This window comes from Methylobacterium sp. Leaf100, from assembly GCF_001422845.1.
In the GTDB taxonomy this organism is placed as follows: Bacteria; Pseudomonadota; Alphaproteobacteria; order Rhizobiales; family Beijerinckiaceae; genus Methylobacterium.
This window is the reverse complement of the sequence record NZ_LMMW01000061.1, coordinates 83,465-96,150: the sequence shown is the minus strand read 5'-3', so window position 1 is coordinate 96,150 and position 12,686 is coordinate 83,465. Positions and strand designations below refer to the sequence as shown.

Here is a 12,686-nt window from a genome sequence, read left to right as displayed (position 1 = left end):
CCCCTCGCTTGCGGATGCGATCGAAGGCGCGGTTCATGGAGGCGGATCTCATGGACACGGTGACGCCCTCCGCACCCCTGCGGGCCGCCGGGTCGTCCGGCCACCTCCCGGGGATCCGGGGCCGGCTCGCCGGCTGGGCCGCCCGCGCGGGCTTCGCCGAGGTCCGGTCGGACCGGCCCACGACGGGGATCCTCCTCAGTCCCGAACCCGGCGGCCGCACCCTCCTGCTCACCGACCGGCGCGGGCCGGAGCCCCGCACCTATCGCCTCGACACGGACGCGGACGACTTCGCCGAGCGCCTGAGCGCGATCCGGGGCGGCGGCCGGGGGCTCGGCGCCAAGATCCTCCTCGATCCGGCGCAGTGCTTCGTCCGCACCCTGACCCTGCCGACGGCGTCCCTGCCGCGCATGCGCGAGGTGCTGGTGCAGGAACTCGAGGCGGCGACCCCATTCCGGGCCGAGGGCGTTTACAGCGACTGGTACGTCGAGGGCGAGGACGCCGCGACGCGGACCCTGCGCGTCCGCCACGTCGTCATCAAGCGCGCGCGGCTCGATCCGCTGCTGGCCGCCATGGGCCGGACCGGCCTCGTGCCGGGTCCGGTCGCCGTCGGGCGCGCGGAGACGACCGCCATGCCGGTGGACCTCCTGTCGGGGGGGCGTCGGGCGATCCCGCCGCTGCTGCGCGGGCTCGGCCTCGGCGACCTCGCGCTCCTGGCCCTCGCGGGCCTGTTGCTGCTCGGCAGCCTCGTTCTCGTGCGGGACCATCGCGGCGCGACGCTGGCCGCCCTCGACGATGCGATCCTGGCCGCGCGGGGAGCCCCATCCCTGCGCCGGGCCCCGCTTCCCGCCGGCGCCGCCGCGATCCTGGCGGGTGCGGCGGCTCGGCCGTCCCTCGCCCCGGTCTGGAGCGCCGTCGCCGACGCCCTGCCCGATGCGGTCTCGGCCGAAGCCCTGCGCCTCGACGCGCAGGGGTTGACCCTGACGCTGCTGGTCCGGGACGCGACCGATCCGCTGCCCCGCCTGGCGGCCCTTCCGGGCTTCGGGCCCGCCGCGGTGCTGGACGCGCCCGAGGCTTCGGGCGCGCCGCGCCGGCTGACCGTGCGGCTTCCCCACCGGGCTCCGGAGCCGATGCCATGATCGCCGCCCTGTCCGATCGCGTCTCCGGCTGGATGCCGCGCGCGCCCGTCCTCCTCGCCCTCGGGGCCCTCGCGGTCCTGGGGCTCGCCGTCGCCGGGCCGGTCTCCGAGATCCGCGAACTCGGGAACGGGATCGCCGAGGCCCGCGACCGCCTGGCCCGCACCCGTGCGGCCGCCGCCCGGCCGGTCCCGTCGACGCCCTTCTCCGGGGTCGATGCGGACGCCGTGTCCGCCGCGTTCCGTGCCCGGATCGAGACCGCCATCGCCGGGCGCGCGGTCATCCTGGAGGATGTCACCGTGGTCCCGGATCCGGATCAGGTGCGGTTGCCGCTCCTGAACGCGGCCCTGCGCGGGACGGCCGAAGGGCTGCACGGCGTCCTGGCGGAGCTGGACGGGGGGCTTACGCGCGTGCGCACCGAGACGGCGGAGATCGCGGTCGCGAGCCCGGCCGATGCGGACGAGGAGCGGCCGACCCTCCTGCGCCTGTCGCTGACCGTGCGCGGGCTGCTCGCGCCCGCCGACGCGCCGCCCCGGCCGGAGACGGGCCGATGAGGGCGCGCCTCGGCCCCCTGGCGTCGGCGCTGGCCGCGAGCCGTCCCGTCCCCCGGGCGCTCGCTGGCCTCGCGGGCCTCGCCGTGCTGGCCGCATGGGTCTGGCCCGCCGCCACCCTCGACGCCGGGCCCGTGGCGGCGCCTGCCGCGCCGGTCCGCCTCGCCGACAGCGGCGGCGCGCTCCATCGCCCGCTCTTCGATCCCGACCGCCGGGCCTGGACCGCGCGGGGTTCCCTGGCGGACCTCAGCCCCGCGACGCCGATCCGCTCCGTGCTCCGGGTGCGCGGCATCCTCATGAACGACGGCAGCGGACGCGCCCTCATCGAGGAGGAGGGGGCGGGCCTTCCCGTCTGGCTCGCCCCCGGCGAGGGCCGCGCCGGGTGGGTTCTCGCCGCCGTGCAGGCCGAGCGCGTCACCGTGCGCCAGGACGGCCGCACCTACGATCTCGCGTTCCTCGGGGAGCCCGCGACGCTGCAGCCGCCGCGCCGCCGGCGGGCGGTGGACCGGGCGCCGCCCGAGGCCGTCGTGCTGGCCGAACCGGCACCGGCCGCACCGTCGTGGGTCGAGCCGCCTGCCCTCCGGCTCGCCCCCGAGGCGGTGCCGGCGCGCGTGCGCACGATCCCGATCACGCCGCCCCGGCCCTGATCCGCACCGGGGGGCGCCGCTCCGCCCGATCCCGGGTCAGTCGACCATCCGGCGCAGGAAGCCGGGGGGGCCGGCCGGTGCGGCGGCCATGGGCATCGGCGCCGGCACGGGGCGCACCGGCATCATGGTCCGGAGCTGGGCCCGGAAATCCTGGCTGATCCGGTCGGCATCGACGGTGCCGCGGATCACCCGCGGGCGGATGAAGATGATGAGTTCCGTGCGGATGCGGCTGTCGATGCGGTTGCGGAAGGCCGGCCCGATCAGCGGCAGGTCGCCCAGCACCGGCAGGCTTTCGTTGGTGATCAGGGCCCGCTCCTGCACCAGGCCGCCGATGGCGAGGCTGTGCCCGTCGTGGACCGCGATGCTGGTGGCGACCCGGCGCTGGCGGATGGTCGGCGAGTTGATGGTCGAGGTGGTGGTCGGCACCACGTCGCTGACCTCCTGGTTGATGTCGAGGACGACGAGGCCGTTCTTGTTCACCCGCGGCGTGACCGAGAGGATCACGCCGGTGTCCTTCATCTCGATCTGGTTGAGGATCGGGGCGTTGCCCGCGAGCGCGCTCTGGCCCGTCTGCTTCACGATGGGCACCTGATCGCCGATCTGGAGCTTGGCCGTGCGGTTGTCGAGGACGGTGATGTTGGGCGAGGAGATGACGTTGACGCGGGTGATGCCCTGCAGGGCGTTGAGCACCACGCTGAAGTCGGGGTTGTTGAACAGGTAGTTGAAGCCCGTGACGCCGCGCGTCGCCGCCGCGATGAGCCCAGCGGTGCCGCCCGTCGCGGCGCTCGCCGCACCGATGGTCGCCGCCTGGGTGAGGTTGAAGCGCGAACCCTGGTTCTTGAGGAACCACTGCACGCCGAACTGGAGCTCGTTGTTGAGGGTGACCTCGGCGATCACCGTCTCGAGGAGAACCTGGGTCGGCATCGCGTCGAGGCTGGCGAGGATGCGCAGGAGCTTGTCGTACTGAGTGCGGGTGGCCGAGATCACGAGGCTGTTGTTGGCATCGTCGGCGACGACGCCGATGATGGCCCCCGCATGCGCCGCCTGACCCGCGTAGCCGGCCCCCCCGCCGTAGCCCCCCTCGTGTCCGGCGGCACCGAAGACGCCGCCCCCGGTCGCGGGCGAGCCGCCCCAGGCTTCGCCGCCACCGCCGCCGAAACCGGCCGCACCCGTGGCGGTGGCACCGATGCCGCCCGCTCCGGCCCCGCCCGCCTCGCCGCCGAAGCCGCCGGCTCCCGACGCACCGCCGGCCCCGGGAAAGCCCGCGCCCGCCCCTCCGAAACCGGACGCGCCGGCACCTGCCGCGCCGAAGCCCGCCGCGCCGAGACCGGCGGCGCCAAGACCCGGTGCTCCGAGCCCCGGTGCTCCGAGCCCCGGTGCCCCGAGACCCGCCCCGCCGTAACCGCCGCCTCCGCCCCCATAGGCGCCGAGTCCGCCCGCGCCGAGCCCGCCATAGGCCGCACCGCCATAGCCCCCGCCGCCGTAGCCGCCCGCGTTCGCCCCGCCCCCCATCTCGGCGGCGATGACGCCCTGCAGCACGGCGGCCAACTCCTTGGCCGAGCGATTCTGGATGCGATAGACGAAGAGCTGGCGCTCCCGGTCGGCGGCGACGGATTCGAGGCGCGTCGCCCAGTCCCGCGCGCGGTCGAGATAGGCCGCGCGGGTGCTGATCACCAGGACCGCGCCCAGCGCCTCGTTGGGAACGAACCGGATGATGTCGCCGGTGCCGGCGGTCTCGCCGCCGAAGATCTGGGTGAGGTTGCGCGCCATCGCGGCCGGATTCGCGCTGCGGACGGGCAGGATCGCCGTCGACATCCCGCGCATCCAGTCGACGTCGAACACGCTGATGGTCTGGCGCAGGGCCTCGATCTGGGCGGCGTCCCCCGACAGGATGAGGAGGTTGCGGACGCGGTCGACCCGCAGGACCACGTCGCGGGGCGCCACCGAGGAAAGGATCGCCTGCATCTCCGCGGCGGCGATCCAGCGGAGCGGCACGGCCTGGGCGCCGCCGCCGGCGGCCCCGAGCCCCTGCACCGGCACGGCGCCGGTGGCAGGCCCCGCCGGTACGATCTGCGCCGTGGTGCCCCGGCGGCGCAGGGTGAGGTTGCGGCTCGACAGCGCGCTCTCGAACATCCGCAGGAGGATCTCGCGGCGCACGGGCCCGGCCGTCTGCAGGGTGATGGTGCCGGAGGCGCGCTCGTCGAGGGTATAACCCCAGCCGAGGGCATCCGTGAGGACCGCCTTGGCGGCGACGGCGATGGGCACCTCGACGAGGTTCAGGCTGACGACGCCGGGGCGGAACTCCACCGCCTGTTCGGGTACGCCGCCGATGAACTGGTCGGTCCCCCGCCGCGACACCGACTCGGCCGGCGGAACCGGGCGGCCATAGACGGCATCGGGCTCGGCCGCCGTCGCGGCGCCAAGGCCGAGGGCCGAGGCGCCGAACGCCAGGAGGAGACCGAGGGATGCCGGGATTCCCATGACCGTTCGTGCCTGCTCCCCATTCCCGGGTTGATCCTCCGGCGGTTATGGGGTGGGCTTCATTAAGAGACCGTTTACCACGATCGAACCATTCGCAGCCGAAGCTGGATTTCGTAACGATTGAATAACCACGTGCTATTCCAGAAACATCCGAACTTCGTGAAGATCTGCGATGAAGAAGGAGGGCGCGGTTCGGTGCGCATCGCCGCTCCGCCAGTCCTCGCCTGTCGGGGGCGTGATGGGTCTGGACCGCAACCGGGTCCGTTGCTCCGGGACGATGCGCCGAAGCTCTATGTTCCCGGTGTCTGGGTCGCAGGCTGTCTTGTCGAGACCGCGCGAGATCCCCGATGCTTCGCCTTTCTTGGGAATCATGCCTGCCGCCCGGTCGTGCGCCGTCCCGTCGCGGGCGCCCGCGAGGAGCGGGTGTTCAGAACCGCGTCGTCAGGGCGGTGAGCCAGGCGGGCGAGGCGTCGACGAGGGCGGTCTCCAGGGCCTTGTCGAGGCCCGTCAGGATGGCGAGGCCGGTCGCCGCCAGGATCAGCCCGAGAACCGCCTTCAGCCCCTGGCCCAGGCCCATCATCCGGCCGCGCCAGCGCAGCAGCGTCGCCCGCGACAGGGTGCCGAGGACGACGAGGGGCAGCCCGGCCCCGAGGCCGAACGTCACCATGGTCAGGGCCACGGCGGCGAGGTCGCGGCCCTGCGCCGCCAGCAGGGAGGCGGCCCCGAGGGTCGGGCCGACGCAGGGGCTCCAGACCGCGCCGAGCAACAGGCCGACGCCGAACTGTCCGCCGAGGCCCGTGGAGGACACGCCGCCGAATCGCGCCTGGACCCGGTCGCTCAACGGGCCGGCGGCGACGGCGAGGCGCGTCTGGGCGGCGGGCAGCATCAGGACGAGGCCGAGACCGACCAGCAGCAGGGCGGCGCCCTTGCGGAACACATCCGTATCGAGGCCGAGTCCGAAGCCGATGGTGGCGACGAACAGCCCGATGGCGACGAACGCGAGGGCGAGGCCGCCCGCGAGCGCCACGGGCCCGTAGCGGTGCTCCGAACTCGCCGCGCCGAGGACGAGGGGCAGCAGCGGCAGCACGCAGGGCGAGAGCACCGACAGGAGTCCGGCGAGGAAGGCGAGGCCGAGGGAGGTGCCCATGGGTCGCCTTACGCGTCTCTCACGGAACGCCCGCCGCACCGAAGCGGGATCCCGGGGCGATCGCGCGGATTGTCGGGCACGCCTAGAGTGCCTTTTCCACCAGGCCCTCGATCCATTCGGGCTGGGTCTCGCCCACCGAGCGCCCGGTCTCGGTCTCGCCCTTGAAGACGATCAGCGTGCTCTGCATGCGGGCATCGAAGCGGCGCAGCACATCCTTGCGGCTGTCGAAATCGACATCGAAGATCACGAGGTCCTTGAAGCGCGGGTCCTGTGCGAGCTTGGCGAGGATCGGCTTCTGCGTCTTGCAGATCGGGCACCACGGGGCGCTGACCTCGACGAGGATCGGCCGACCGGCCTTCTGAGCCGCCGCGAAGGCGCCAGCCTCGAAGGGCATGGGGTCGGCCTGCGCGGGCATCGCCAGGACGGCCAGGGGCAGGAAGGCGGCGAGGCCGAGGAGTGCGCGGCGCATCATCATGGGGGTGTCCTCCGCTGAGCCGTCGTCCCACGTTCCTGCGGCGCGGCCCTTGAGACAGGCTTACGGGATCGCGCCGCGCCTGTCTGCGACGGAGCACGGCGGCCCCGAAATCTTGATCGGGGTTACATTCGAGGGAGCGGCGACCCGTTCAATCCGGCTGGGGGGCATCCTGAACCTTCCGGACCCGGGCGGGCAATTCGCGCAGAAGCGCCGTGCGCCGGAACGGCGTCAGCTTCATCCAGGCGCGGATCTCCGGGATCGTCCGACCGCATCCCACGCACCAGCCGGTCCGACCGTCGAAGCGGCAGACGGCGATACAGGGATCGTTCTTGCGCATGGTGCCGGCCTCCCGCCCGGGGCGATGCGTGCCCCGCGCCCGGTCATACGGCATCATGCACGGATGCGCGCGGCCCCTGCGGATCGGACCGACCACCACACGCGACCGCTGCGGTGCCAAAGCGCTCTCCGCCGAAGTGGATGCCGGTTCGGCGAAAAGAGCGCGGCATGACAAAGGCCTCGCTCGAGATGTGTCCCGACCCAACGTGGTCGGGCGCAGCTCTAGGTCTGGCCGCAGAGTTGTATCGTGATTTCGATCCGATCAATGGTAGTGTAGCGCCTGTTCGAAATCGTACACGAGGTATTAATCGAAACCTGATGGATGTGTCCGGAGATCGATCAGGACTCGAGCGATGTCTCTTACACGTCGATTTCTCGGCGACAGGCGCGGCAATATCGCGGTCATCTTCGGACTCAGCTTTCTCCCGCTGATGTTCCTGGCCGGAACCGGCATCGACTACGGGCGCGCCTCGTCCATGCGCGCCCGGTTGCAGAACGCCGTCGACGGGACCGCCCTGAGCCTGTGCCAGACCGGCACGGCCACGACCAGCGCCGCCCTCGAGGATCAGGCGACGAAGCTCATCGCGTCCTACATGCCGGGGGCGACGTTGGAGACGCCGCTGGCCATCGGCGCCAATCCGCGCACGATCCTGGTCAAGGCCAGCGCCACCTACCGGACCGCCTTCGCCAGCCTCCTGCGCATCAACACCATCGATGTCGGTGCGGCGTCGCAATGCGCGACTCCCATGGCGCAGACCTTCGAGATCGCCATCGCCCTCGATACGACGGGCTCGATGAATAAGGCCGGTGGTTCGGGCACCAAGATGTCGGCGGCTCAGGACGCGGCCAAGAAGTTCATCGACTACGTCTACACGAAGCCGGCCTTCAGCCCGCAGACACGGATTTCCATCGTGCCGTTCGCCAGCGGCGTGGCCGTCGATCCGAACCTCTACGGCGCTTCGACGTGGTGGATCGACGGATCCTCGGCTCCGAAATCGGCCTACCACTGGACCAACGTCGATTTCTCCGCGGCCAGCGCCACCGTCAAGGCGGCCATCAAGAACCGCCTCGACATTTTCGCCCAACTCAAGAAGCTCGATCCCACCTGGGGCTGGGCCGGCTGTCTCGAGACGCTGCCCTATCCGCTGAACGTCCGGGATACGGCCCCGACCCCGGACAATCCCAACAGCTATTTCGTGCCGATGTTCGCTCCGGATGAGCCAGGGGGTGATTCCGTCGATAAAGTCACGGTTCGAAATGATTCGGGCTGGAATATTTTCGGCCTGAATACGCCTCAAACAGCCTCTTCTTACGCGGGGATGAGTCCGTCGACGCAGACATACCTGAACAGTTACCTAGAGGATTACACAGGCGAGCCGAATTGCGATGCAAAGACAATGACCGCTTCGGAAGCGGAAATGCGCGCCTGCAAATATTACAAACAGACGCAGTCCGCCTCCACGTCATACAACGATGTCGGCATCCCCAATGGACCGAATTTCGCTTGCACGAGCAAGCCGCTTCAAACGCTGACGAACGACATCGCGAAGCTCAAAGCCCTTGTCGACTCCCTCGCACCCCTGGGAAGCACCAACATCTTCGAGGGATTCATGTGGGCTTGGCGGACGATCTCACCCGCCAGCGTTTTCGGGCAAGGCGTTCCGTACAGCGACACGACTGTTCGGAAAGCGATCGTCCTGATGACCGATGGAGAGAACTCGTGGACCGTCAACGCATCGTCTAATCTCAGCAACATCAATGCGTCGATGTATGGTGCCACCGGTTACATGATCAACGCCAACGGGACCAAGGTCTCGGGCAGCTCGGCGCTCCCCGGGCGCCTCGTCACCGGAACGGCCAATCCGGCCTCCGACACCCAGGCCCGGGCCGCCCTCGATGCCCTCACGCGCGAAGCCTGCACCAACGCCAAGGCGCGCAACATCGCCGTGTTCACCATCGGCTTCAGCGTGCCGAACGACCCCATCGACCAGGCGGGCATCAATCTGCTGCGGGACTGCGCGACGGTTCCGGCCCAGGCCTACGTCGCCAACTCGTCCACCGCCCTGATCGCGGCCTTCGACGACATCGCCAAGAGCATCGGCAAACTGCGCATCGTGCGCTGACCCGGCGGGCGGACCGCGCCTCTCAGTTCGCGGTCGCCGGACAGGCGACGCCGGCGGGCAGGACGACCTCGTCGTCGGCGCCGCCGGTGACCGCCTTGCCCTGGCGGGTCGGCCAGACGACCGTGTCCTCCAGGGGGAACTCGGCGGTGCTCGCCCGTGTAAAGCTGACGTACGCGGCGCCCAGAACCGGTGTGTAGGGCGTCGTGACCTGGGCGACGACGAGGCGCATGCCGTGGCGGCTGTAGCTCGCCGGGATGGTCAGGCTCGCGGGGGCGAGGCCGACGGGCCATTTGGCGGTGGCCGGGGATGCGTCGCTCGAGCAGATCCGCACCGTCCGCGTCGTGCCCTGCATGTAGATGCCGATGGCCGCGACCCGGATGACGGCCTTCGTCGCGTCGAACGGACTGTAGACGAGCTTCGAGGCCGCCAGGATGCTGTCCATGGTCGTGCGCGTCATGGGTGAGGTCGTGTCGCCGAGGGACGTGAGGTCGGCAACGGTCCGGGTCAGCAGGGTGGTGCGCCGCTGGGCCATGGTGCCGCGGGCCAGCTCGGCGCTGCCGACATAAACCAGCAGCAGCACCGGGGCGATGAGGGCGAACTCGACGGCCGCCACGCCGTCCCGGGCCCGCCGGAAGCGGCCGAAGGCGCCCGGGGCCGGCCGGTCGGTGGCGGGAAGAGACGCGCCGGGAACGCGGCTCGGGGGCAGGGGGGTGCGCAGCATCCTCGGGCCTAGAACGGTTCCGTGCGAAAGACCTGGACGGAGTGCAGCAGGCGCGAGCCGTCCGCGAAACTCTGGGTGATGGGGAACATCAGTGTGAAGCTCGGGTACTTCACGGCCGCCTGCACCACCACGATGGTGCTCGCCTGGGCGTTCGCGTAGGCCGTGCCGAACCCCGTCGACCAGTCCCGGGTCGACGGGTCGACGGGATTGGTGCTCGTACCCGCGGTCATGGATGCGTAGACCCGCACCTCCAGCTTCACGTCCGTGCACCGGAACAGGGTCAGGCGCTCGGCCCCGTTCACCTGGCACAGCTTCTGGCGCAGGTTCTCCAGGATCGTCGCCGGGTCGGTGACGCCGGAATTAGCACTCTGGAACTGTCCCGTCTGGATCGTGCGCGTCGCGTCCGCGAGGGCGTCGTCGAGGGTCTGGCTCGCCCAGAACATCATCGACATGTCGATGATGCCGGTGATCAGGGCGAGGAACGGAAACGCCAGGATGGCGAACTCCACCGCCGTGGCACCCGCGCGGGCATGCCGGAACCGGCTGACCAGCGTCTGCGGCGTGAGGGCCCGGCTGGGAAGGTGAGGCGAGGGGACCATGGGGCGACGGGGCTTCGGGCTCGCACCGCGATCCGGTGCGCACGCTCTTCCTGCCCCCCTGCTCCTTTCGAACCCCTTGCATTCCGCGCCTGCTGGGCAGCATCGCACAAGGTTGTCTGCGCGAAGCGCGGCCCGCCCGCTGGAAACGGAGGGAGACGACCCGGATCACGACGTCGTCGCGCTCCGCATTCGGTGCGGATCTTACGCCGATCATCATGAAATCGTCGGTCCGAACGTGTCAGGTCGGCCGTACCGGGGGGCGATCGTGGGCCTCGAGACCGCGCAACACCTTGTCGAGGGTGAGAGGGTAGTCGCGAATACGGACGCCGGTGGCATTGTAGACGGCGTTGGCGAGGGCCGCCCCGGCGCCGCAGATGCCGAGTTCGCCCAGCCCCTTGCTCTTCAGCGGGTTGGCCTTGTCGTCGAGTTCGGGGAGAAACACCGCGTCGATGGCGGGAATGTCCGCATGGGCCGGCACGTGATACTCGGCGAGATCGTGGTTGACGAAGTGGCCCGTGCGCGGGTCGATCACCACCTCCTCCATCAGGGCGGCGCCGACGCCGAACACCATCCCGCCGATGGCCTGCGAGCGCGCGGTTTTCCGGTTGAGGATGCGCCCCCCGGTGAACACGCCGAGCATCCGGCGCAGGCGCACCTCGCCCGTATCGGCATCGACGCCGACTTCGGCGAAATGCGCGCCGTAGGAATATTGCGAGAACGCTTCGGTCATGGCGCCGGGCTTGATCTCCCCCGTGGCCTCGATGTCCCCGGCGCGTCCGGCGATGTCGGTCAGGCTCTCCGAACGGTTTCCGGAGACGACGCGCCCGTCCGCGAAGCGCGCTTCCTCCGGGCCGAGTTCGGCCGCCGCGACGATCTTCGCCCGCAGAGCCTCGCAGGCGACGTAGAGGGCCGACCCGGCGCTGCCGGCGCCGAACGAGCCGCCGGAACCGGCGGCTTTCGGAAGGCGCGTGTCGCCGAGTTCGACGTGAACCCGCTCCACCGGCAGGCCGAGCATATCGCCGGCGATCTGTGCCAGGATCGTGTAGGTGCCGGTGCCGATATCGGTCATCGCCATGCGGACCGTGACGGAGCCGTCGCCTTCGAGGCGGATGGCGGCCGACGAGGGCCTGAGCGGGTTGAGGCGGGCGGCCGCCGACACGCCCAGGCCGACGAGCCACTGCCCCTCCCGCGTCGTGCCGGCCGCGCGACGCTTGTCCCATCCGAAGCGCGCGGCGCCTTCGCGCAGGCACGGCACGAGTTGGCGGGTGGAGAACGGCACCCCCTTCTCCGGGTCCTGGGTCGGCTCGTTGCGGATGCGCAGCTCGATGGGATCGATGCGAAGGCGCTCGGCGAGTTCGTCCATGGCGCATTCCAGCGCCAGCATGCCCACCGCCTCGCCCGGCGCCCGCATGGCCGAGGCGAGCGGCAGGTTGAGGGTGGCGAGCCGATGCTTCGTCATCCGGTTCGACGCGGCGTAGAGGGAGCGCGTGGCATTGGCCGAGGTCTCGTAGAACCCGTCACCCGGCGTGGTGTCCGACCAGGATTCGTGCCCGATGGCAACGAGCCGGCCGTCCGGTCCGGCGCCGAGGCGCAGGCGCTGGATCGTGTCCGAGCGCCGGGTGGTGACGTGGAATTCCTGCTGGCGCGTGAGGGCCACCTTCACCGGCCGGCCCACCGCCTTCGAGCCGAGGGCGGCGAAGATCGCGTCGGCTTGGGGCTGGAGCTTGCCGCCGAAACCGCCGCCGATGTAGCGGCTCACCAGTCGCACGTTCTCCGGCGGCAGGCCGAACACCGATGCGAGGGAGGCCTGGCCGCGGTTCAGCATCTGGTTCGACGTGAACAGGGTGACGTGGTCGCCCTCCCACGACGCGATGGTGGCATGCGGCTCCATCATCGCGTGGGTCTGGACCGGTGTGGTGTATTCGACGTCGACTTGCACGGGCGCTCCCGCGAAGGCGCCCTCGAAATCGCCCAGCGCCGAATCCGGCGGACTCTGCAGCTGCTTCGGGACCACGGCACCCGCCATGCCGGCCCGCAGGCTGTAGGCGCCGGTCTCCCGCGCGTACTCGGCCCTGATCGTGGCGGCGGCGGCGCGCGCCTGCTCGAAGGTCTCGGCCACCACGAAAGCGATGGGTTGGCCATGATGCCGGATCTCGGGTCCGGCCAGGACCGGAGCGACCTGCTCCTTCTTCTCGCCCTGGGGCGGCACGTTCTCGTGGGTCATCACGTGGAGCACGCCCGGCATGGCCTCGGCCGCCCGCACGTCGAGCCGGCGGATCCGACCCTTGGCGATGCCGGCCTCCACGAGGGCGCCGTAGGCCGGGTTCTTCAATTCGCGCGTCTCGTAGGCGTAGGGCGCCGCGCCCGTCACCTTCAGACGACCCTCGATCCGGTCGATGGGCTTGCCCAGCAGGCCGTTGGGCCTGTCGTCGAGGGGCGTGCGGCCGATCGGCTGGTTCATGTCCATCGGACG

General features: G+C 70.9%; 11 protein-coding genes. 4 read left to right on the top strand and 7 right to left on the bottom strand.

Features of this window, described 5'->3' with window-relative positions:
* Positions 1-8: 8 nt before the first annotated feature.
* From ASF25_RS19085 to ASF25_RS19075, 3 genes are read left to right on the top strand one after another with little or no spacing between them, the layout of a single operon-like run.
* On the top strand, positions 9-1,136 hold the full coding sequence (locus ASF25_RS19085) for a hypothetical protein (RefSeq protein ID WP_156369074.1): 1,128 nt from the start codon (positions 9-11) through the stop codon (positions 1,134-1,136).
* Positions 1,133-1,687: a hypothetical protein gene (locus ASF25_RS19080; protein WP_056306469.1), complete on the top strand. Its 555-nt coding sequence runs from the start codon at positions 1,133-1,135 to the stop codon at positions 1,685-1,687. Before ASF25_RS19085 ends, ASF25_RS19080 begins: the two co-directional genes overlap by 4 nt.
* Positions 1,684-2,331, top strand: a complete 648-nt coding sequence (locus ASF25_RS19075; protein ID WP_056306468.1) for a hypothetical protein — start codon at positions 1,684-1,686, stop codon at positions 2,329-2,331. Before ASF25_RS19080 ends, ASF25_RS19075 begins: the two co-directional genes overlap by 4 nt.
* 36 nt (positions 2,332-2,367) lie before the next feature.
* On the opposite strand, the gene gspD is transcribed toward ASF25_RS19075, so the two are convergent.
* From gspD to ASF25_RS19055, 4 genes are all read right to left on the bottom strand, one after another.
* Positions 2,368-4,812, bottom strand: a complete 2,445-nt coding sequence (gene gspD, locus ASF25_RS19070; protein ID WP_056306467.1) for a type II secretion system secretin GspD — start codon at positions 4,810-4,812, stop codon at positions 2,368-2,370.
* A gap of 427 nt (positions 4,813-5,239) precedes the next feature.
* Positions 5,240-5,959: a cytochrome c biogenesis protein CcdA gene (locus ASF25_RS19065; RefSeq protein ID WP_056306466.1), complete on the bottom strand. Its 720-nt coding sequence runs from the start codon at positions 5,957-5,959 to the stop codon at positions 5,240-5,242.
* 82 nt (positions 5,960-6,041) lie between these two features.
* Positions 6,042-6,434, bottom strand: coding sequence for a thioredoxin family protein (locus ASF25_RS19060; RefSeq protein WP_056165796.1), 393 nt, complete (start codon positions 6,432-6,434; stop codon positions 6,042-6,044).
* Between the two features lie 148 nt (positions 6,435-6,582).
* The gene (locus ASF25_RS19055; protein ID WP_056265222.1) at positions 6,583-6,771 is read right to left on the bottom strand and encodes a DUF1289 domain-containing protein; all 189 of its coding nucleotides are present in this window, start codon (positions 6,769-6,771) and stop codon (positions 6,583-6,585) included.
* A 352-nt stretch (positions 6,772-7,123) separates the two neighbouring features.
* On the opposite strand from ASF25_RS19055, the gene ASF25_RS19050 reads away from it, so the two are divergent.
* Entirely contained in the window at positions 7,124-8,893 is a 1,770-nt protein-coding gene (locus ASF25_RS19050; RefSeq protein ID WP_056306465.1) for a pilus assembly protein, read from the top strand.
* 22 nt (positions 8,894-8,915) lie between these two features.
* Here ASF25_RS19050 and ASF25_RS19045 read toward each other — a convergent pair whose 3' ends face one another.
* The 3 genes from ASF25_RS19045 to ASF25_RS19035 all read right to left on the bottom strand — a co-directional run bounded on the left by ASF25_RS19045 (position 8,916) and on the right by ASF25_RS19035 (position 12,680).
* On the bottom strand, positions 8,916-9,614 hold the full coding sequence (locus ASF25_RS19045; RefSeq protein WP_056306464.1) for a TadE/TadG family type IV pilus assembly protein: 699 nt from the start codon (positions 9,612-9,614) through the stop codon (positions 8,916-8,918).
* Between the two features lie 8 nt (positions 9,615-9,622).
* A complete protein-coding gene (locus tag ASF25_RS19040; protein WP_082483688.1) occupies positions 9,623-10,213 on the bottom strand; it encodes a TadE/TadG family type IV pilus assembly protein in 591 nt (196 codons plus the stop codon).
* Positions 10,214-10,451: 238 nt separating this feature from the next.
* The gene (locus ASF25_RS19035) at positions 10,452-12,680 is read right to left on the bottom strand and encodes a xanthine dehydrogenase family protein molybdopterin-binding subunit (protein ID WP_056306463.1); all 2,229 of its coding nucleotides are present in this window, start codon (positions 12,678-12,680) and stop codon (positions 10,452-10,454) included.
* Positions 12,681-12,686: the final 6 nt, after the last annotated feature.